General features: G+C 64.1%; 22 protein-coding genes. 9 read left to right on the forward strand and 13 right to left on the reverse strand.

Annotated features, from left to right (window positions below; genetic code table 11):
- The first annotated feature begins 128 nt into the window (after positions 1-128).
- The 3 genes from RE429_RS13395 (at position 129) to RE429_RS13405 (ending at position 2012) form a co-directional block, all read left to right on the forward strand.
- Positions 129-374 carry a hypothetical protein gene (locus tag RE429_RS13395; RefSeq protein WP_414471251.1) on the forward strand — a complete coding sequence of 82 codons (246 nt, stop codon included), beginning with the start codon at positions 129-131 and terminating at the stop codon, positions 372-374.
- Positions 375-532: 158 nt separating this feature from the next.
- Positions 533-718: a hypothetical protein gene (locus RE429_RS13400; protein WP_414471252.1), complete on the forward strand. Its 186-nt coding sequence runs from the start codon at positions 533-535 to the stop codon at positions 716-718.
- A 238-nt stretch (positions 719-956) separates the two neighbouring features.
- Entirely contained in the window at positions 957-2012 is a 1056-nt protein-coding gene (locus tag RE429_RS13405; protein WP_414474197.1) for an FUSC family protein, read from the forward strand.
- Here the strand turns inward: RE429_RS13405 and RE429_RS13410 are convergent.
- Positions 2009-3829 (reverse strand): adenine deaminase, encoded by a 1821-nt coding sequence (locus RE429_RS13410; RefSeq protein ID WP_414471253.1) that lies wholly within the window; start codon positions 3827-3829, stop codon positions 2009-2011. The genes RE429_RS13405 and RE429_RS13410 overlap by 4 nt on opposite strands.
- Positions 3830-4416: 587 nt before the next feature.
- Entirely contained in the window at positions 4417-4800 is a 384-nt protein-coding gene (locus tag RE429_RS13415) for a response regulator (RefSeq protein WP_370437129.1), read from the reverse strand.
- 122 nt (positions 4801-4922) lie between these two features.
- On the opposite strand from RE429_RS13415, the gene RE429_RS13420 reads away from it, so the two are divergent.
- Both RE429_RS13420 and RE429_RS13425 read left to right on the forward strand, forming a co-directional pair.
- A complete protein-coding gene (locus tag RE429_RS13420) occupies positions 4923-5192 on the forward strand; it encodes a DUF3572 domain-containing protein (protein ID WP_414471254.1) in 270 nt (89 codons plus the stop codon).
- Between the two features lie 68 nt (positions 5193-5260).
- A complete protein-coding gene (locus RE429_RS13425) occupies positions 5261-6538 on the forward strand; it encodes a DNA polymerase IV (protein WP_414471255.1) in 1278 nt (425 codons plus the stop codon).
- Here RE429_RS13425 and RE429_RS13430 read toward each other — a convergent pair.
- Entirely contained in the window at positions 6529-7365 is an 837-nt protein-coding gene (locus RE429_RS13430; protein ID WP_414471256.1) for a cell envelope integrity EipB family protein, read from the reverse strand. The genes RE429_RS13425 and RE429_RS13430 overlap by 10 nt on opposite strands.
- 239 nt (positions 7366-7604) lie before the next feature.
- Between RE429_RS13430 and RE429_RS13435 the strand changes: the two genes are divergently transcribed.
- The 3 genes from RE429_RS13435 (at position 7605) to RE429_RS13445 (ending at position 10228) form a co-directional block, all read left to right on the forward strand.
- The gene (locus tag RE429_RS13435) at positions 7605-8075 is read left to right on the forward strand and encodes a RidA family protein (RefSeq protein WP_414471257.1); all 471 of its coding nucleotides are present in this window, start codon (positions 7605-7607) and stop codon (positions 8073-8075) included.
- Positions 8072-8824: a glycerophosphodiester phosphodiesterase family protein gene (locus RE429_RS13440; protein WP_414471258.1), complete on the forward strand. Its 753-nt coding sequence runs from the start codon at positions 8072-8074 to the stop codon at positions 8822-8824. The genes RE429_RS13435 and RE429_RS13440 overlap by 4 nt, the downstream gene beginning before the upstream one ends.
- A 228-nt stretch (positions 8825-9052) precedes the next feature.
- Positions 9053-10228 (forward strand): GNAT family N-acetyltransferase, encoded by a 1176-nt coding sequence (locus tag RE429_RS13445; protein WP_414471259.1) that lies wholly within the window; start codon positions 9053-9055, stop codon positions 10226-10228.
- A gap of 4 nt (positions 10229-10232) precedes the next feature.
- Here RE429_RS13445 and RE429_RS13450 read toward each other — a convergent pair whose 3' ends face one another.
- From RE429_RS13450 to RE429_RS13470, 5 genes are all read right to left on the reverse strand, one after another.
- Positions 10233-10808: an NADPH-dependent FMN reductase gene (locus RE429_RS13450; protein WP_414471260.1), complete on the reverse strand. Its 576-nt coding sequence runs from the start codon at positions 10806-10808 to the stop codon at positions 10233-10235.
- A gap of 160 nt (positions 10809-10968) precedes the next feature.
- Positions 10969-11220, reverse strand: coding sequence for a hypothetical protein (locus RE429_RS13455; protein WP_414471261.1), 252 nt, complete (start codon positions 11218-11220; stop codon positions 10969-10971).
- A complete protein-coding gene (gene clpA / locus RE429_RS13460) occupies positions 11217-13679 on the reverse strand; it encodes an ATP-dependent Clp protease ATP-binding subunit ClpA (RefSeq protein WP_414471262.1) in 2463 nt (820 codons plus the stop codon). The genes RE429_RS13455 and clpA overlap by 4 nt, the downstream gene beginning before the upstream one ends.
- 29 nt (positions 13680-13708) lie before the next feature.
- Positions 13709-14101 carry an ATP-dependent Clp protease adapter ClpS gene (gene clpS / locus RE429_RS13465; RefSeq protein ID WP_414474198.1) on the reverse strand — a complete coding sequence of 131 codons (393 nt, stop codon included), beginning with the start codon at positions 14099-14101 and terminating at the stop codon, positions 13709-13711.
- Between the two features lie 274 nt (positions 14102-14375).
- A complete protein-coding gene (locus tag RE429_RS13470; RefSeq protein ID WP_414471263.1) occupies positions 14376-14711 on the reverse strand; it encodes a phasin family protein in 336 nt (111 codons plus the stop codon).
- Positions 14712-14964: 253 nt separating this feature from the next.
- Between RE429_RS13470 and RE429_RS13475 the strand changes: the two genes are divergently transcribed.
- Entirely contained in the window at positions 14965-16506 is a 1542-nt protein-coding gene (locus RE429_RS13475) for an SPOR domain-containing protein (protein ID WP_414471264.1), read from the forward strand.
- Positions 16507-16600: 94 nt separating this feature from the next.
- Here the strand turns inward: RE429_RS13475 and RE429_RS13480 are convergent, their stop codons facing one another.
- From RE429_RS13480 to RE429_RS13500, 5 genes are all read right to left on the reverse strand, one after another.
- Positions 16601-17311: a DnaJ domain-containing protein gene (locus tag RE429_RS13480; RefSeq protein ID WP_414471265.1), complete on the reverse strand. Its 711-nt coding sequence runs from the start codon at positions 17309-17311 to the stop codon at positions 16601-16603.
- A 131-nt stretch (positions 17312-17442) separates the two neighbouring features.
- Entirely contained in the window at positions 17443-17799 is a 357-nt protein-coding gene (locus RE429_RS13485) for a hypothetical protein (protein WP_414471266.1), read from the reverse strand.
- A gap of 80 nt (positions 17800-17879) precedes the next feature.
- The gene (locus RE429_RS13490) at positions 17880-18128 is read right to left on the reverse strand and encodes a hypothetical protein (RefSeq protein ID WP_414471267.1); all 249 of its coding nucleotides are present in this window, start codon (positions 18126-18128) and stop codon (positions 17880-17882) included.
- Positions 18129-18152: 24 nt separating this feature from the next.
- The gene (locus RE429_RS13495) at positions 18153-18590 is read right to left on the reverse strand and encodes a DUF1489 family protein (protein WP_414471268.1); all 438 of its coding nucleotides are present in this window, start codon (positions 18588-18590) and stop codon (positions 18153-18155) included.
- Between the two features lie 55 nt (positions 18591-18645).
- The gene (locus tag RE429_RS13500; protein WP_414471269.1) at positions 18646-20625 is read right to left on the reverse strand and encodes an acetyl/propionyl/methylcrotonyl-CoA carboxylase subunit alpha; all 1980 of its coding nucleotides are present in this window, start codon (positions 20623-20625) and stop codon (positions 18646-18648) included.
- Positions 20626-20853 lie beyond the last annotated feature (228 nt).

Genomic DNA, 20853 nt, shown 5'->3' on the forward strand with positions numbered 1-20853 from the left:
GGCAATAAAGTATAATGACGAAAAGCGCAGCGCTGCGACTCCGGAACGGCGCTCGCACGGCCCTTCGGAACGGGCCGCGCCAGGCCACGTTAATCTCCCGGTCCGCTTGTTGATCCGGAGGACAACGGATGATCGGAACCATCAGAACATCGCTGCTGACGATGATGCTGGCCGCATGGAGTGCCGTTGCCATGGCGCAGAATGCGCCCGGTGGAACTGAGAACGCTCCAGGGACGGCAACGCCATCGCCGACCACCACCGGCGCCGTCGGCAATGGCGACATGGGCACCTGGCTGTGGGTCGTCCTGGCCGTCGTCATCATCGCCGGGCTGCTTTATTATTTCCTGGGACGGGGCCGCGGGACCCGGATCTAGAGCCTCGAACGTGAAAAGTGGAAACCGGTTTTGCGTGCAAAGATGCTCGACAACAGAGCCTTGATGCATTGGATGGGTTCGGCGTCACGTCCGGCGCCGTAGCCTCTTGCTGGCAGCCCCGCATGAGCGTAATATCGTGTCGCTTCAAGGAGGCGACCATGTTCGAAGAAGCGGTTCAGGTCAGCGAGGCCCTTCGCCGGAGCGCGAGCCAGATGCAGGGAAGTCTCCGGATGGCCATGAAGGGCTGCCCGCGATGTGGCGCCACGCACATGATCGCGTCCCCGGAACTGGGCACATGCGCGGATTGCGGCATCCCTCTCCAGGTTCTGGAGACCGAGGCCTAGCGCATCGTGCGAAAAAGTGGCCCCGGTTTTTCGCAACAACCATGCGCTGATCAATAGCGGGAGCATCGGATGGAATCCCAAAAGTGCAGATCCACTTTTGGGTCCGGTGCCCGAGCACGCCCGGTGAACCACTCTCGATGCTCTGCGTTCGGACAATGGCATGGCATCGTCAGGGTGGATCAAAAAGGCTGCCGGAAGCATTGGGGCGCGTCAGGCGGAGATGAAACTCGCCTTGCGTGTGACCATTGCCGGCACGCTCGCTTTCGCGATCACGAAAGCCTTCAATCTCCCGCAGGGCTATTGGGCGGCCATCACCGCCGTCGTCATCACGCAGGCCAGCGTCGGCGGCTCGCTCAAGGCCGCCATCGAGCGCTTCATGGGAACCCTCGCGGGCGCCGTCTACGGCGGCCTCGTCGCAGCCGTGGTTCCGCACGGCTCGTCGACGGGCATGGGACTCGCGATGATCGTAGGCCTGTTTCCGCTGGCGCTTCTCGCGGCCGTCAAGCCGAGCTTCCGCGTGGCGCCCGTGACGGGACTGATCATGCTCCTGCCGCCCTCCGGCCAGGCCATCGGTCCGCTCGCCGCGGCCATCGACCGGGTGGCGGAGATCACCCTCGGCAACATCGTGGGCGTGGTCGTGTCCCTGTTCGTTCTGCCCGCGCGGGCACACACGCTGATGACGGACGCGGCCGCGAAGGTCGTTTCCCTCAATGCCGACCTGATCGATCTCCATATCGGCGAACTCACGGCCGAGCCGACGGGACGACCCGCCCTTCAGACGATCCATCCGCAGATCCGGGCCGCGCTGAAAAAGGCTGAGGCGGCGGCCGACGAGGCGGCGCGCGAGCGCAGGAGCCATCTCACCGACGCGGCCGATCCGGAACCGCTGATCCGAACGCTCTATCGCGTGCGCCACGACTTCGTGATGATCGGACGCGCCTCGACCAACCCCCTGCCAGAGCAGCTTCTCCAGACGCTCGGCCCGTCGCTGAAGGCTCTCCGGGATGAAACCCGCGCGCTCCTCCTCGGCATCGCCAAGTCCCTGCGGACTCGCACGACGCCTCCCGATGCATCCCGCTTCGAGACGGCTTTGCACGCATTCGTCAGCGAGACGGAGGCGCTGCGCAGTCAGGCGCTCTCGCAAGACCTGCCCTATGGAAGCTTCGGGCAGGTCTTCGCTCTCGGCTTCGCGTTCGAGCAGTTCCGGAAGAACGTCGAGGATCTGCTCGCCCGGACGCAGGAGCTGGCCTCCGCCCGAACGGGCCCGGGGGCACAGGAGCGATCGTCCGCTTAGTCGTCGAAGAGCGGCACCAGCTCCATCTCCGGCACGAGCACCAGACCCTTGTCGGTGATGCGGATCTCCGGGATGACCGAGAGCGGGATCAGGTTGAAGCCCATATAGGGGATCTTGCAGCCCGCCTTGTCCCAGGCCGCCTTCAGGGCGCGCGTCTCCTCGGCCACCTCGGTGACGCGCTTGTCGGACAGAAGCCCGGCGATCGGAAGCGGCACCATCGCGGCGACCTCGCCCCGGTCGACCACGCAGACGCCGCCCTGCGACCGGATCAGCGTATCGAGCGCCACCCGCATGTCGGCCTCGTTGGTGCCGGCCACGATGATGTTGTGGGAATCGTGCCCGACGCTGCTCGCGACCGCACCGCTCTTCAGGCCGAAATCCTTCAGGAGCCCGTGCGCGACGCCCTTGCCGCCGGACCGTCCGTGCCGCTCGATGACCGTCACGAAGGTGAGATCGTTCTTGGAGAGAAGGTCATCCCAGCTCTCCGCCCTGGCCAGCTTCACCTTGTCGTGGAAGAGCACGATGCCGGGCAGCGCCACGCGGATGACACTCGCGGTGCAGTCCCCTGCGGGCAACTCCGGGACGAGCTTGGGAACGCTCGGGATATGCACCGTCCGGTAGGCCGCGTCGGGATAGCGGTAGCGATGGGACAAGGCCTGATCGAGCACGGGAGTGATCGTCTTGTCCTCGACGACGAGTTCGCCGCCATACCAGGTGTTCCGCACGTTCAGGTCGTCGTCGAGCAGCACCAGATCGGCCCGCCGTCCGCCGCCGAGACCGCCGATCTCGCCCTCCATGCCGAAGCGGGTGGCCGGATGAAGCGAACCCATGCTCCAGGCCTGTTCGCGGCTCATGCCCGCCCGGCGCGCCTCCCGCGTCACCCAATCCATGCCGAACAGCATGAGATCGTCCGCGTCCCGGTCGTCGGTGCAGACGCAGATGCGCTTGTGCGAGGCGCCGAGTTCCGTGATCGTCTTGATGGCTTCCGGCAGGGAGTGCCACGGCGTGGTCGGGGGACCGCCACGCAAAAAGATCCAGATGCCCGAATCGAGCAGGTCGTCGGCGATGTCGCGGTCGATGGCTTCGTGCGTGTCGGTCACGCCGCTCGCCGCATAGGCCGCCACGAATTCGCGCCCGTAGATATGGCCGGAAACGGGCTTCCCGCGCTCGAGCGCCGCCGCCAGGATCGCGTGGCTCCGCTCGTCCCCCATGGTGACGGGGACGAAATCCATCTTCTCGCCCAGGGCCGCGGCTTCGGGCCAGCGATCGAAGAGCGCGGCGATCTTTTCAGGCGTCAGGTCACCGCCCGCCGTTTCGAGCTCCGGCGAGGTGGCGGGCACCGTGCTCGGCACGGTGAGGAAGATGGAGAGCGGCGCGTGACGGGCGTCCTCCAGCATCATCTCGACGCCGGCGACATCCATCACGTTGCCGATCTCGTGGCTGTCGCAGAAGATCGTCGTGGTGCCGTTGAGCAGCGCCGCCTCCGCATAGGCGCAGGCCGTGACCATGCTGCTCTCGATATGGATATGCGGATCGACGAGGCCCGGCGCGATGATGCCGCCACGAGCGTCGTAGATCCGTCCGGGCGCGCCGTTCACCCGGGCATGGGACCCGGCAGGCTTCACCGCGGCGATGCGCCCGCCTGAAATCCAAACCTCCCGCTCCGTCGCGATGCGCTCGCTGTAGGTCGACAGCACCCGCGCGCCGGTGATGACCAGATCCGCCGGAGCGCGTCCTGAAGCCACATCCGCGAGCCGCCGGGTCATGGTCGACAGGGGCGCCACGGAAAACCGCGTGAGGGCAGATTTCGGAGGCATTGAAGGTGGGCGCTGGTCCATGATCGATCCCCTTTGTCTCAAACGATGCGCACCAGGATAGTCCCGTGGGGCATCCGCTCTTCGTCTGAATAGTCACGGCCAAGCTTAACTTGCAAGCTGAAGCCTGCGGTCAGCTGATTCGCTTCCGGTCCGGACGGAATGCGGATGGCTGTGGGAGACAGTTAGCGCGTCGAACGGAAAAGTGGATCCGGCTTTTCACGTCCGATGCTCTCGAGCACGAGGGAAGCCGCGACAGATCGGGGCCGGGCGAGACCGGCAATAAAAAAGCGCCCTGAGGCGCAGCATGGATCCGATGTCGGGACCCGGCATGGAGGGGTGGCCGGCTGGAAGTGGTGTTGAGGAGGCAACGATCCTCTTCCAGCCTGGCCGAGCCCACGAAGTCCCAGGAGATGCGGCGGACCTGAGCATCCGTAGGGCATTTCTTCCGCCTGAGCGGGAAACTGGCTCGAACATATTGGAAACAAGAGCCGATGCAAGCGTCTATGTGCCTGAAAAGCTACATTTTCCAAGAAAAGTTAACGGGAGCGGCAACTTTCTTCCAAAATGCTTGGCAGCCAGCTTGACAGTTAGGAAGAAGCTCCCTCCGCCTCTAGGTATGTTTTCACAGTCGCAATGAACTTGGCGACGGAAATCGGTTTGGACATATAGGCTTCGCAGCCTCCCTCCCGGATTCGCTCCTCGTCGCCCTTCATGGCAAAGGCCGTGATCGCGATCACAGGGATGGACTTCAATTCCTCGTCGGCCTTGAGCCAGCGCGTGACTTCGAGGCCCGATACCTCGGGAAGCTGGATATCCATGAGGATCAGGTCCGGCTTGTGGGCACGCGCCAGTTCCATGGCTTCGATGCCATGGCTGGTCTTCAGCGTGGCATAGCCATGGGCCTCAAGGAGATCGTTGAAGAGCTTCATGTTGAGTTCGTTGTCCTCAACGATGAGCACGGTCTTCTTCATTGGCACAGTCCCAGAGGCCGGATGCAGCATTTCACCGGCTCATTTCTTCGAGAGATGGTATAGTTAGAGCATCACCTATTGATGAAGTGCAAACCGACAGCATGAACACTCCCTTAAAAAGGATGAAGAGAGACGAAGCCGAGAACCTCGCCTTGAGCGCTTTCGCGTTCATCACGGGCGACGAGGAACGTATGAGCCGCTTTCTGGCAGTTTCGGGGCTGAGGCCCGACACGATTCGCTCCGCGGCCTCGGATCCCGGCTTTTTCACCGGAATTCTGGACTACGTGGCCGCCGACGAGCCCCTGCTGGTCGCCTTGGCCAAGGAATTGAATACCAAGCCCGAGCACATCATGGCGGCTCATTGGACCCTCTCCCCTTCCGAGTTCGAGTGACCGCCCTCACCGGGGTACCTCATCCAGGTACCTCATCCAGGCGCCTTTGCCCCCACTGTCCCTGACCCATGACCAGCGCTCCGTTCTGCCGCGATTGCCTCAGCCTCGCAGCCTCGCCCCTGGCGGAGCGATGCTCCGCCTGCGGTTCGCCGCGCCTGCTGCGCCATCAGGAACGCGACCGGCTCTCCATCGCCCATGTGGATTGCGACGCGTTCTTCGCGGCGGTGGAAAAGCGCGACGACCCGAGCCTTGCCGACAAGCCGGTGATCATCGGCGGCGGCAAGCGCGGGGTCGTATCCACCGCCTGCTATGTGGCGCGCACCTACGGCGTGCGCTCGGCCATGCCCATGTTCCAGGCCCTCAAGCTCTGCCCGCACGCGGCGGTGATCTCGCCCAACGGGGAGAAATACCGGAAGGCGGGACACGAGGTCCGTGCGCTGATGCTCGAACTGACGCCCCTGGTCGAGCCGGTTTCCATCGACGAAGCCTTCCTCGACCTGACGGGGACGGAGCGTCTCCACCACGGGAGCCCTGCCCTGACTCTGGCCCGCTTCGCTCACAAGGTGGAGAAGGAGATCGGGATCACGATCTCCGTGGGTTTGTCCTACAATAAGTTCCTCGCCAAGATCGCCTCCGACTTCCAGAAACCCCGCGGCTTCTCGATCATCGGACGCGAGGAGGCTCCGGCCTTTCTCGCGGACAAGGCCGTCGGCATGATTCCCGGGATCGGAGCCTCGGCCCAGGCACGGCTCGCGAAGGTCGGCGTCACACAGATCGGCCATCTGCGCGAGGTGCCCCTGAAGGCCTTGTTCGAGGCTTTGGGCCGGGATGCGCAGCGCCTGTCGCGGCTGGCCTGGGGCGAGGATACGCGACGCGTGACCCCGGACCGGGAGACCAAGAGCATCTCGGCGGAGACCACGTTCGAAACCGATCTCCGGTCCTTCGACGACCTGGAGCCCGTTCTCTGGCGCCTGTCGGAAAAGGTATCGCGGCGCCTGAAGGCGGCGGGTCTTGCCGGACGGAGCGTCACCCTGAAGCTTAAGGACAAGGATTTCCGCCTTCTCACCCGCACGCGCTCGGGCATGGCTCCGACGCAGCTCGCCGCGCGTCTCTTCGAGCCCGCACGGCAGCTCCTCAAGGCGGCCTGCGACGGCACGGCCTATCGCCTCATCGGCATCGGCGCGGCCGATCTGTGCGACGCGGCCGAGGCGGATCGCGGCGATCTCGCGGATCAGAGCGTGATCAGGCAGGCTCAGATGGAATCCGCCATCGACCGGATCCGCGACAAGTTCGGGGCGGCGGCCCTTCAGAAGGGGATCGCCCTGCGCAACAAGCTTCAGCGCTGACAGGTGCTCGTGACGGGGTGGATCTCAAGGCTCTTGAGATCGCCCTTCAGGGCGAATTCGCCGTAATTGATCTTCAGGGCGCGGGCGACCCCGTTGTCGTAGAGCTCGAACGAGATCGTATAGGCCGGCTCCCGGTCTCCCTTGCCCTCCTCGAAGTAACTGATCGTCATCGGCCAGCGCGGCACCGTGGCCAGGGCCTCCTGACGGGCGGGCTCCTCCACATTCTGCTCGGCTCCCGGCTCGATCCTGCTGCCGATGACGCTCAGGGTCTCATAAACTTTCTTCCCGTCGTCCGAACCGTCATAGACCCGCGCGGAATAGGTATGCTCTCCCTTCCGGGCCGTCTCGATCAGGCGCCTCATGTGATCGGTCGGAAAGATCGGCTGCCCCGTGGCCGCGAAGGTGTCGCGGCGCGGCTGCTTGAACCGGACGTTGAGCGAGCCGTCGGGCCGCAGCTGGGCGTCACCGTCGACGCCGTCGCGAACGAGGCCCTGCGCCGTCGAGGTACTCTTGAAGCGCATGGACAGGCCGTCGCCCGTCTCGTACGTCGCGGTTTGGGTGTCGAGCGTGCGCGACCCCGCCTCGCCGCTGTCGAGTACCGTGACCTGGCGGTATTTCAGGGTGTAGCCCTCGCAGGCATCGCCGCCGAACTCCATGGCGATCCGGCCCCTCGCCGTCTCCACTCCCTTGGAGCCTTCGGAGCGCAGGAGAGACAGGTCGTATACGGCTCTGTGCGGTATGAGATGAACAGGTGATTTTGCACCATCCGCCATGGCGACAGTCACCATGGCGAGGGAAAGGCCGGCAGCCATCATGAGGGAACGCATGTCATCTCCAAAATTCGCCAAAAAAATCGGCCCCGAAAGTCGATTCCGCCTTTTGGAATCCGTCCGACGCTCGCCTTGTCCAGCAGCGCATCGTCGGGTGCCGAAAAAACCGGCCTCACCTTTTTCGCAGGGTACGCTAAGCGAAAATAGGAGCACCTTGAGGACAGGGCAATGTTCCGGCTTGCGTCCTTTAGCGCCATCCGCCACTAATCCCCACACTGTTACAGCAGAGGGCTCTCATGAGCGCAGTCGACAAGAAACTTCAGGACCTCGGCATCACCCTGCCGGCTCCTGCCGCTCCGGTGGCGAACTACGTGCCGTTCGTCCGCACCGGCAACCTGGTCATCATCTCCGGACAGCTCTGCCTCGGGCAGGACGGTAAGCTCGCCGACGCCCACAAGGGCAAACTCGGCGCCGAGATTTCTCCGGAGGCCGGTCAGCAGGCGGCGCGCCTGTGCGCCATCAACCTGCTCGCGCAGCTGAAGGCCGCGGTCGGCGACCTCGACAATGTGGTGCGCTGCGTTCGCCTCGGCGGCTTCATCAACGCCGTTCCCACCTTTGCCGCCCTCGCGCCGGTCATGAACGGCGCCTCCGACCTCATGGTCGAGGTGCTCGGCGATGCGGGCCGCCATGCCCGCTCCACCATCGGCGTCGCAGAACTGCCGCTCGATGCCTGCGTCGAAGTCGAAGGAATGTTTGAAGTCAAATGAATACGCCCGAGTGGCTTGTCGCGAAGCCCATCGCCCATCGCGGCCTCCATGACAAAGCGAACGGCATCGTCGAGAACACGATCTCGGCTGCGGAAGCGGCCATCGCGCACGGTTTTCCGATCGAGCTCGACGTTCAGCTGACCGCCGACAACGACGTCATCGTCTTTCACGACTTCGACCTCGACCGCGTCACGGGCGAGACGGGACTTGTCGCCGAACGCAATCTCTCCGCCCTCGCCGGGATCGAGATTTCCGGCACTCTCGGCGGAGACAGGATTCCCTCCCTCAAGGACTACCTTGCCAGGATCGCCGGGCGCACCCCGCTCGTGATCGAGGTGAAGAGCAAGTTCGACGGCGACATGCGCCTGACGAAGCGCGTGATCGAGATCCTGGCCGATTACAGCGGCCCGTTCGTCGTCAAATCCTTCGATCCGGACATCGTGGCCTATCTGCGCCAGAACGCCCCGCACATCACGCGCGGCTTCATCGGCGAGCTGGAATACGCGTCGAAGGCGGACAGTTTCCTCTCCCCGGAGAAGAAGCACCGGATGGCGAACCTGCTGCATTTCGAGGAGACGCAGCCGCATTTCCTGTCCTGGCGGGTGAAGGACCTGCCCTGCGCCTCGGCCTATCTCAGCAGGCTCCTGGGCCAAATCCCCGTCATGACCTGGACCGTGCGCAATCCCGAGGATCGCGCGAAGGCCGAGAAGCATGCGGACCAGATGGTGTTCGAGGGCTTCATTCCCTGATCGGCCCTCCCCGACTCGCGTGTCATCCCCGCGACCTTTCGAAGGACGAAGGGCGATGGACCGATGTTGCAAGGATCCTGCCGAGTGATTAGCTCTTGAGCATCGAACGCAAAAGTGGGGACCGGTTTTGCGTGAAAAGATGCTCAACACCATGGACTGACGGCATCGGATGTGGAGCCGATTTCACACCCGATGCTGTAGGTCCGAGCGGCGGGATCCTTCCAGTCAGTGACGTTCCAGGTCAAAATCGCCCAGGGACTGAAGGCGGTCTCCCCCGCCGCGTGGGATGCCTGCGCGCTTCGGGCAGGCTCGGGCGACGATGATCCGTTCAATCCCTTCGTTTCCCACGCCTTCCTGTCGGCGCTCGAGGAGTCCGGCTGCGTCGGGCCCAAGACCGGCTGGGCGCCCGCGCATGTGCTGGTCGAGGAACGGGATGGCGGGCTCCTGGGAGCGGCCCCCTGCTACGTGAAGTCCCACTCCATGGGCGAATACGTGTTCGACCATTCCTGGGCGGACGCCTATGAGCGTGCCGGCGGGCATTACTACCCGAAGCTCCAGGTGGCCGTGCCCTTCACCCCGGTGGCCGGCCCCCGCCTGCTCGTCCGGGACGACGCGCAGGCCGGTTCCGTGCGGGCCCATCTCGTTGCGGGGCTGCGAGCCCTGCGGGAGCCGATCGGAGCCTCGTCGATCCACGCCACCTTTCTTCAGCAGGCGGATCTCGGCGCCCTGACGGAGCAGGGCTTCCTGCGCCGGGACGACCAGCAGTTCCATTGGTTCAATGAGGGCTACGGCAGCTTCGAGGATTTCCTGGCGGCGCTCGCTTCCCGCAAGCGCAAGGCGATCAGGCGCGAGAGGCGCGATGCCCTGGCGGACGGCATCTCCATCGAGTGGCTGACCGGGCGCGAGATCACGCAGGCGCATTGGGACGCGTTCTTCGCTTTCTACATGGATACCGGCTCGCGCAAATGGGGCCGCCCCTATCTCAACCGCCGCTTTTTCTCCCTCATCGGCGAGCGCATGGCCGACCGCGTGCTGCTCGTCATGGCCAGGCGCAACGGCCGCCATATCGCGGGCGCCATCAACTTCATCGGCGACAGGCGTCTCTACGGGCGCAACTGGGGCTGCATCGAGGACCACCCCTTCCTGCATTTCGAGGTCTGTTATTACCAGGCCATCGAGTTCGCCATCGCGCGGAAGCTCGACCGTGTGGAGGCGGGGGCACAGGGGGAACACAAGCTCGCGCGCGGCTACCGGCCGGTGATCACATCCTCGGCCCACGACATTGCCGAGCCGTCCCTGCGCAGGGCCGTTCAGGCTTACCTCGACCAGGAGCGTCGTTACGTGTCCGAGGCGGCCGGCGAACTGGCGCAAGCCATGCCCTTCAGGCATCGCGACGAAGACTGAACACTTAGGACGCAGACGACCTCTTGCGCATGGCATCGGCATAGGCAACGAACCCCTGGAGGTATGTCCGAAGCTGCTCCTCGATCCTCTGATCCGCGAGGGACCCGTCCTGGCTGAAGACGCTCTGGGCCCTGGACACCATCAGGCGCCCGCCCGACCAGAGGTCCGCACCCAGGGTCCGCAGGACAGGAAGCCAGGCATTCTGGGACAGGATCGTCCCGAAGCCACCGGGAGACGCACCGATGACGGCAACCGGCTTACCGCCGAACACACGCGGGATGTCGGCCGCCGGCCGCGAAAGCCAATCGATGGCGTTCTTGAAAACGCCGGGAATGGAATTGTTGTATTCCGGCGTGACCAGGAGCAACCCGTCCGCGGCCGCGATGGCGTCCTTCAAGGCGGCCACACGCTCAGGGATTCCTTCGGCAGCCTCCACGTCCCCATCGTAAAGCGGGATCCCCCGGATGGTTTCAACGACCAGGTCGGCTCCTTCGGGCATCAATCCCGATGCGCTTCGCAGCAATGCCGCGTTGTATGAGGCCTGGCGCAGGCTTCCCGAAAGACCGATCAGCTTCGTCACGTTGTCATTACCTTAGGTAAGTGCCCTGCCAGGTTAGCGCATCGTGCGGAAAAGTGGACTCGGCTTCCAAAACCGGACGCCACGCCCGAAGGACAAAAGCCGCACCGGCGCCCGAGGGCGTCGATGCGGCTTCATCAAAAGCGTCGTCCCAACCCTCTTGTCAGAGAGCGTCCGTGAGTGTCTTGAAACCCTCCATGAGGGCTTCGGGAGAGGATCCCATCGCGGCCAGCCCCGCCTTCAGGAACCAGTAGCAGCCGACGATGATGGCCGGGACCAGGACCCAGCCGAGGATTTCCTCGAACCAGACCCGCCGGCGCCGGCGCCGCTCGCGCTTTTCGCGCCAGGACAGCTTCGGCGGCGGCTCGATGATCCGGGTGGCCTCGATCGGGGCCTCGTTCAGCTCACTCGTCATGCTCTAACCAACGGAACTTTGGGAACGGTGCGGACACCTCCGCCCCCATTACCACCGGATCCTTTTGGCTTCACGGACTTTTTCGTCTTGGAGGACGACTTGGCGCGGGGCTTCTTTTTTCCGGCGTTCGTCACGTCCTTTTCCGGCTTCGGCTTGACCGGGCCTTCGACATACTCGAAGCCGAGGCTCTGCAGGCCGATCTCGTCCGTCCTGACCACGACCTTGACCGCGCCGCCGCTCTTCAGGCGCCCGAACAGCACCTCGTCGGCGAGCGGGGTCTTGATGGTGGACTGGATCAGACGCCCCATCGGCCGGGCGCCCATGGCCTCGTCGTAGCCGTGCTCGACCAGCCAGTCGCGGGCCTCGTCCGTGAGTTCGATGGACACGTTGCGTTCGGCAAGCTGGGCATCGAGCTGCATGACGAACTTGTCGACCACCTTCTGCACCACCTCCTTCGGCAGATGTCCGAAGGAAATGACCGCGTCGAGACGGTTGCGGAATTCCGGCGTGAAGAGCTTGTTGATCGCCTCCGTATCCTCACCCTCACGCTTGGTGCGGGTGAAGCCGTAGGCCGGGCGGGCCATGTCGGCGGCGCCCGCATTCGTGGTCATGATGATGATCACGTTGCGGAAATCGACCTGCTTGCCGTTGTGATCCGTCAGCTTTCCGTGGTCCATGACCTGGAGCAGGATGTTGAACAGATCGGGATGCGCCTTCTCGATCTCGTCGAGGAGGAGCACGCAGTGCGGATGCTGGTCGACGCCGTCGGTCAGGAGACCGCCCTGGTCGAAGCCCACATAGCCGGGAGGCGCGCCGATCAGGCGGCTGACCGTGTGCCGCTCCATGTATTCCGACATGTCGAAACGCAGGAGCTCGACGCCGAGCGAGGCCGCGAGCTGCTTGGCCACCTCCGTCTTGCCGACGCCCGTGGGGCCGGCGAAGAGATAGGAGCCGATGGGCTTTTCCGCGTCGCGCAGGCCCGCGCGGGCCAGCTTGATGGCGGAGGACAGCGCCTCGATGGCCTTGTCCTGGCCGTAGACCACGCGCTTCAGGGTCTCCTGGAGGTGCTCCAGCACCTCCGCGTCGTCCTTCGACACGGTCTTGGGCGGGATGCGGGCCATGGTGGCGATGGTGGCCTCGATCTCCTTGATGCCGATGGTCTTCTTGCGGCGGCCTTCGGGCAGGAGCATCTGGGACGCGCCGGTCTCGTCGATCACGTCGATCGCCTTGTCCGGGAGCTTGCGGTCGTTGATGTAGCGGGCCGACAGCTCCACCGCCGCCTTGATGGCGTCGTTGGTGTATTTGAGCTTGTGGAAGTCCTCGAAATACGGCTTCAGGCCCTTCACGATCTCGATGGCATCCGGCAGCGACGGCTCGTTCACGTCGATCTTCTGGAAGCGGCGGACGAGCGCGCGGTCCTTCTCGAAATACTGGCGGTATTCCTTGTAGGTCGTCGAGCCGATGCAGCGCAGGGTTCCCTGGGCAAGCGCGGGCTTGAGCAGGTTCGAGGCGTCCATCGCGCCGCCGGAGGTGGCCCCCGCGCCGATCACCGTGTGGATCTCGTCGATGAACATGATCGCGTTCGGATGCTGCTCGATCTCCTTCATCACCTGCTTCAGGCGCTCTTCGAAATCGCCGCGATAGCGGGTGCCGGCCAGCAGCGTGCCCATGTCGAGGGCAAAGACCGTCGCGCCTTTGAGAACCTCGGGCACCTCGCCCTGCACGATCTTGCGGGCAAGGCCCTCCGCGATGGCGGTCTTGCCGACGCCGGGATCGCCGACGAGGAGCGGGTTGTTCTTCTGGCGGCGGCAGAGGACCTGGATCGTGCGCTGCACCTCGGCCTCGCGGCCGATGAGCGGGTCGATCTTTCCTTCCTTCGCCTTCTTGTTCAGGTTGACGCAGTAGGAATCGAGGGCGTCGCCCTTCTTCTTCCCGCGCGCTTCGGATTCGTCCTGGGTGGGGCGCTCGCTGGAGGATTCCTCCTCCGCGCCGCGCGGCGAGCGGCTTTCCGCGAGGCCGGGACGCTTGGCGATACCGTGGCTGATGTAGTTCACGGCATCGTAGCGGGTCATGTCCTGCTCCTGCAGGAAATAGGCGGCATGGCTCTCGCGCTCGGCGAAGATCGCAACGAGCACGTTCGCGCCGGTCACCTCGTCACGGCCCGAAGACTGGACATGGATCACCGCCCGCTGGATCACCCGCTGGAAGCCGGCCGTGGGCTTGGAATCCTGGCGCCCGTCCGCCACCAGATTGGCAAGTTCGCTGTCGACGTAATCGACCAGGTTCCGGCGGAGGACTTCGAGGTCGACATTGCAGGCCCGCATGACGGCGGCCGCATCCTGGTCGTCGATCAGGGCGAGGAGAAGGTGTTCGAGGGTTGCATATTCATGTCGGCGCTCACCCGCGAGAGCGAGAGCTCGGTGAAGGGCTTGTTCCAGACTGCGAGAAAAGCTCGGCAACGGCTTGTCCTTTATAAGACGGGTCTCGGCTAATTCTTTTCCATGACGCATTGCAGAGGGTGCTGGTGCTTACGGGCGAAATCCATCACCTGGGTCACCTTCGTCTCCGCAACCTCGTAGGTAAAAACTCCACACTCCCCGACGCCGTTCTGATGCACGTGAAGCATGATCCGGGTCGCATCCTCGCGGTTCTTATTGAAGAAACGCTCCAGCACGTGCACCACGAACTCCATCGGGGTGTAATCGTCGTTCAAAAGAAGAACGCGGTAAAGGTTCGGCCGTTTCGTCCGCGGTTTAGCTTTTGTGATGATGGCCGTGTTCGAGCGACCATCGTCGTCGCCGCCAGGGGGCTGTGACCCGCCGGCAGCGGAGAGTGGAAACCGCTTCGTCCGGATCAGACTGTCCTGAGCTAACCGCAGCATGATATTTCGACCGACCCCTTGTTTTCGCCCTCGGCCCCCGCGCACCCCGCGTCTCCGCCGGGCCGCAGCGCCTCAGGCCAAATGTATAGTCGCTCCATTCGGTTCGCTAGATCAACCAGATGGGGACGTGAACCGGCCTTTGAAAGCGCGACATCTTCCCGCTCTTGCGTGAAGCCACCCCGGAGCCCCGCGTTCGGCGGCCCTCAAACGCAAAGCGCCCGGCATGGTGGCCGGGCGCTCCATTCGGGACCGATGAGACGGCTCGAACTTGGTCTCAAGCCTTGACGGACTTGGACAGAAGGCCCTCGAAGGGCTTGAACGTCTCGGTCGCCAGCGCCGTATAGAGCGCGCCCATCCGGGTCGACTGGCCGATGAGGCTGTCGCAGGCATCCTTCACATAGGCGGCCTGCACCTCGATGGCCTTCTCGACGCTCTGGACGCCGGTCAGCTTCTCGAAGGTTTCGGAATTGTATTCGAAGGATTTGCGGGCGTACTCGGCGGTTTCGTTGACGATCGCCTGGGCATTGCTGGAGAAGGCACCTGCGGCCTTGTAGGCGGCTTCCAGGTTCTCCTGGCCAAACTTCTGCAAGTTTGCGAAAGGCTGAATCATAGTTAACCTCGACTGTAAGGCGTTTGGTGCCGGCATATGCCGGCCAACGGGAACGGGCCCCATTATGTGCACCGCACAAAATTTGTCAAGTTTTTTTGTGCACCGCACAAAGGCTATTCAACCGGAGCAATCCCTGTTAACGGCCTCGTAACCTCACTCTCGTACGGTCGGACGATGTGTTGCGCCGGCAACATTCTCCGTTCGGAGAACCGGTCGCGGAGGCCAAAAACCCAATTCAACAGGGATTTTCAGTATGACTTCGGTTTGGGTACGACGCCGAACTGCATGGACGTTTGTTGGTATTGTCACTTCTGTCGCCATAGCCCTCTCCTCTCCTGCCGAAGCCGCACGCCGCAAGGTTTCCACGGGGGGCGGCTACGCTCCTCCTTCCGCCTCCATCGTCGTGGATGCAAAGACCGGCAAGATCCTCCAGGGCGAGAACATCGACGCTCCCCGCATCCCCGCCTCCATCACCAAGGTGATGAGCCTGTACCTGCTGTTCGAGCAGCTCGAACGCGGCCGCATGGCCCTGAACCCCCCCCTCACCGTCTCGGAATACGCGGCAAGCCAGCCCCCGACCAAGCTCGGCCTGCGCCCGGGCTCGACGATCGAGGTGGACGACGCGATCAAGGCCATGGTGACGCTCTCCGCCAACGACGTCTCCGTCGTGGTGGCCGAGAACATCGCCGGCTCCGAAGAGGCCTTCGCACGCATGATGACGCGCAAGGCCAAGGAACTCGGCATGAACTCGTCGGAATTCTACAATCCGCACGGCCTGCCGAACTCGCCGCCGAACATCACGACGGCACGCGACCTCTCGATCCTGGGCCGCGCGATTCAGGACCGCTTTCCGAAATATTTCGCCTATTTCGACACCCGATCCTTCCAGTTCGGCAAGCGCACGATCCGGGGCCACAACCGGCTTCTGGGCCAGTTCAACGGCGTCGACGGCATCAAGACCGGCTATACCCGCCTCTCCGGCTTCAACCTGCTGACGTCGGTCAACACGGACAGCCGCAGCCTCGTGGCCGTGGTTCTCGGCGGCCGCTCGGCCGGTTCGCGCGACCAGAAGATGGCGGGTCTCATCGAGAGTTACCTGCCCCGGGCCTATGCCGGCAGCCGCGTTGCGCCGCCCGTGGTCGAGCGCGGCGCTCAGACCCAGGTGGCCGAGGCGGCGCCCGTCCCTGCTCCCGTCCAGGTCGCCTCGGCAGTGCCGCAGGCCATGGCCGCCCCCGAGGCTCCCGCGCCGGTCCCCGTCCCGGAGCGCAAGCCGCTCGACCTGAACACCCTGCGTCCGGTGGTCGCTTCCGCGACCGGCGCGAGCTCCACCACCACCCCGTCTTCCATCCGCTGGCAGAAGGGCTCCGAGCCGCTGCCGCTGAACGCCCAGGCCTATGCGGCGCTTCCGGCCCAGCCCCCGAAGATCTCGGATGCCCAGAAGGCCGCCCTTCAGGCCAAGATCGAGACCAAGCCCGCGGCTTCGGCCCAGCCCGAGCCGACGAAGGTCGCATCCCTGAAGGTCGAGCTTCCCGAACCCAAGAAGACCGTCAGCGGCTGGGTGATCCAGCTCGGCGCGACCGATGACGAAGGCAAGGCGAAGGACATCCTGGACTCCGCCCGCGGCCGCTTCGGCAATGTCCTCGGCAAAGTCTCTCCCTACACCGAAAAGGTGGTCTCGAACGGCAGCACGCTCTACCGCGCCCGCTTCTCCGGCTTCAAGGAATCCGGCGATGCCGAGAAGGCCTGCAAGGCGCTCAAGAAAGGCGGCCTGAACTGCTTCGCCTCCCGCGGCTGACAAAGTTTTAATCTCTCGCCGTTTTAATCAATAGGCGACGGTGCGTTGTGTCTGCTCCGTCGCACTCATCCAAAACCGGATCGCGCGTGGAGTATCAGCGATGTCGGCTCAACAGGACTTCTCTCGCCTGATTCACGCGAGCGGCGAGATACGCCGTCCCTCCCTGGTCAGGATGGAGCTTCTTGATCAGCGTGCGATGCGCATGTCTGATCTCGTCGAGGCTCGCTCCCGGCTTAAGCCCCAGGATCTGATAGGCTTCATCTTTCGTCATTACGCCCGAATGCGCATGGGTGCGCGTCCGCGTGTCTCGATCTCCCTGAGCGTCTTCACGCCAGCCGGCAAACCGGCGATCAAGATAAGCCTCTAGGAGAGAAATCCCGTCCGGATCCAGAGCGCCGCACTCGTCGTAGAGGCGGCGCAGGTTCTCGGGCGCCAGGCTCGACAGCCGCCGTCCGGCGAAGGCGCCGGCCAGGACGCTGCCCTCCACTCCGCCCGTCGCATGGTCGATCTCCATCTCGATCATGGCGGACCGGATCCGCGAATACCGGCCGGCGGCCTTCTGAAAGCGGCCCAACGGACCGGGGAGCGGCAATCTGCTCCAGCCGAGCATCCAGGCGCCGAGGCCACCCACCAGGAGGGCTGTGGCGATCTGTCCCTTGGCCCCGATCGCCACCGCCGCGCCGAGGGCCGCGATCCCTCCGACGATCTTCACGGCCTTGGCCACGGCAACCGTATCCGAGCGGGCGAAAACCTTGAGCAGCCACCACACGAGGGCGGCGGCCGCAATTCCAAAAAGCAGCATCATGTGTCCATTCCCGCCTCATGATGTGGGCCGGGACGAGGCGCTTGTAAATCGTCGAGGGCTTCTTTCACGACAAAGCCGGCCCCACTTTCGTGGAACCGGCCTCGACAGAAGCGGAATTTCCGTATGACGATTCAGTGGAGGAGGCGGGCCGATCCGCGCTGGCTCTCCCGCTCCCAGGCCTGAATAACGATGCCGTTGATGCCGGAATCGTGCAGGCGGTCGCTCAGGTCGATGAAATGGCGCTCGGTGATTTCCACGTCGATTTCGATCTCCTTGTCCTCGACCTGCTCGAGCTCGCAGGCAGCGTAGCGTTCGTACGCGGCCGACATCTCGGCATAGGCGAATGCAACCGGGAGGGTACGGAAGATCGTGGAGAAATCGTCGTCCAGCTCCCCCGTTGTCAGATCGCGCATCTGGACGAGATATCCGTCCTCGTGCTCACAGACTTCATAACGCCAGTGCCGGCCTTCGGATGCGGACAGGAGCATCGGAACCTCCACTCTACTGAACTGTAAGGCCAATGCGAATCCAGCCAGCGGGGTTCCAAGACGCTCCCCAGCAAAAAAGTCTAACGGCGCCAGCCCGTTTCCGCGCGTACGCTGCCTCCGATTCGCAGCGTCGTTCCGTTCCCGAAATCGATGGCGCCCGGCTCGCTCCGCAGCGCTTCGGCCTTCGGCCCGGGTCGCGCCACGTCCTTGCATTCGGGCGGAAGCCGAAGGGCCTGTCCCGGCTTCGGATCGGGAATGCGGCACTCCTTGGCGAGCGCTGGTCCCGCCGTCATGAGCAGTGACGATACGAGAAGAGTCGGGAGCTTCATGACACTCTCCGGGATTCACATAGGTTAAAGCAAGCCGAGTTCGGCCAATTCCCGTCGCATGTCCTCGGGCATCTTGGCAAGATCGCCTGTCTTTCCGTCGATATCGCGCGGCGCATCCTTCGCGACCAGATAGCGCCATCCCTGGAACGGCCTGTAGGGACGCGGCTCCACGGCGACGACCTTGGGCTCCAGCACGAGCCGGCAGCGGCCGATGCCATCGGCATCGGTGAAAGGGCGCACGTCCAGGAGCGTCTGGCGCGCAGCGACCTGGCCCTTGATGACCCAGTAGAGGGAACCACCGTCCAGAAGCTCCTCCACGCGTTTGGGCATCATGCGGGTGGTATGCGTCTGCTCGAAATCGCGTCCGAGCCTCCGATGATGGGCGCGGTTCTCCTCGATCCATTCCTCGAGATCGGTGATGGACTCGCAGCCTACGCAGAGTTTGATCAGATGAAGAGCCATGTCAGCGTTGAACCATGCGGATGGGGATACGCCCATCAGGCGTTCCGCCGCACTCCTAGTCCTCTTCTGCCTTCAGGACAATGAGACGGGCGCCCTCGGCAACCTGCGCGCCGGGCTCGGCCGCGATCTCCGCCACCTCGCCGTCGGAGGGCGCCACGAGCACGTGCTCCATCTTCATCGCCTCGACGACCGCGAGGCGCTGCCCCTTCTCGACCTTCTCGCCCGGCTGCACGAACACGGCCACGAGCTTCCCGTGCATCGGCGCCTTCACGGAGCCACCCTCGTCCATGTGTTCGAGATCGACGTCGAAGGGATCGTAAGGCTGCACGAGCGTCTGGCGTCCGTTTCGGAAAATGTAGACACCGTGAGGCGTATCGACCTCACGGTCGATCTGCTCGTCGGCCCAGGGATCGCTCCGACCCACGGCGACCGTGCTGACACCCGAATGGTCGGCGCTGAACACTTCGCGTGCCTCCACGCGCTCGCCGTCCACGCGCAGCGGAATACCGACATTGCGTATCCCGAGAAGCTGAAATCCATCCGCATGCGACCAGGGAGACGAAGGCTCATCGTTCGTCAGATGCTCCGACATCTGCAAGCGGTCGATCTCGCGAGAGATCAAGGCCGCGGCCCCGATAGAGGCGGCAACCTCGTCGACGGGGCGCGGTTGCGCGCCGAGTTCTTCCAGATTCCGATCGATGAACCCGGTGTCGAACTGCCCTGCCCTGAATTGGTGAGCCTCGCAGAGTTTCTTCAGAAACGCCGTGTTGGTCTTCGGTCCGGCGACGATCGTCTGCCCGAGCGCGTCCGCGAGCTTCGACAGTGCCTCATCGCGCGTGGCGCCGTGGGCGATCACCTTCGCGATCATCGGATCGTAATAGGGCGTTACCTCGGCCCCCGCCTCGACACCCGTGTCGATCCGGATGCCCTCGCCTTCAGGAAACTCCAAAGCCCAGAGTTTGCCCGTCGAGGGCAGGAACTCCTTTTCCGGATCCTCCGCGTAAAGGCGGGCCTCCACGGCATGACCGTCGACGGAAAGATCTCCTTGCGCGAAGGGCAGCGGCTCGCCGGACGCCACGCAGAACTGCAGCTCGACGAGATCGAGCCCGGTGATCGCCTCCGTCACCGGATGCTCCACCTGCAGGCGCGTGTTCATTTCCATGAAATAGAAGCGGTCGGCGCGAAGGCCCTCGCGTCCGTCGGCGATGAATTCCACCGTGCCTGCGCCCACATAGCCCACGGCGCGCGCCGCCTCGACCGCCGCCTGGCCCATGGCCTGGCGCATCTGCGGCGTCATGCCGGGAGCGGGAGCTTCCTCGATCACCTTCTGGTGCCGACGCTGGAGCGAGCAATCGCGCTCGAAGAGATGCACCACGTTGCCGTGGGCGTCGGCGAACACCTGCATCTCGATATGGCGCGGCGACAGGACATATTTTTCGACCAGCACGCGCGGGTCGCCGAAGGCGCTCGCGGCTTCGCGCTGCGCGCTCTCCAAAGCGGCATCGAAATCGGCAGCCTTGTCGACGCGCCGCATGCCCTTGCCGCCACCGCCCGCGACGGCCTTGATGAGAACCGGATAACCGATCTCGTAGGCTTTCTGGCGCAGGAAATCGGGATCCTGCTTCGAACCGTGATAGCCCGGCACGACCGGTACGCCCGCCTGCTGCACGAGCGCCTTGGCGGCGTCCTTCAGGCCCATCGCCCTGATGGCTGACGCAGGCGGCCCGACGAACACGATGCCGTTGGAGGCGCAGGCCTCGGCGAATTCGGCGCGCTCGGACAGAAAACCGTAGCCGGGATGAATGGAAGCCGCCCCGGCCTGCTTGGCGACTTCGATGATCCTGTCGATCCGCAGATAGCTCTCGCGGGCGGGGGCGGGACCGATCGGATAGGCCTCGTCCGCCATCTGCACGAAGAGTGCGTTCGCATCCGCTTCCGAATAGACCGCGATGGTGCGCATTCCCAAGCGCTGCGCCGTGCGGATGATCCGGCAGGCGATCTCGCCGCGATTGGCAATGAGGACACTCTCGAGCATGGTCATTCCTTCCGGTCCGAATTCAGGTTCGGTTGATCAACAGCTAGAGCATCGGGCCCGAAAGTGGAATCCGCTTTTGGGATTGGATCCGATGCCCCCCGCGAGCATCGAACGCAAAAGTGGGTACCGGTTTTGCGTGAAAAGATGCTCAGAACCATAGAATCGGGGAGCGCATCGCTTGAGCGGCCCGCCGGGTCCGCACGATGCGCTGGCGCAAAACCTGGGCGG

Origin of the sequence: Microvirga sp. M2, assembly GCF_047497095.1 — a bacterium.
Classification (GTDB): domain Bacteria; phylum Pseudomonadota; class Alphaproteobacteria; order Rhizobiales; family Beijerinckiaceae; genus Microvirga.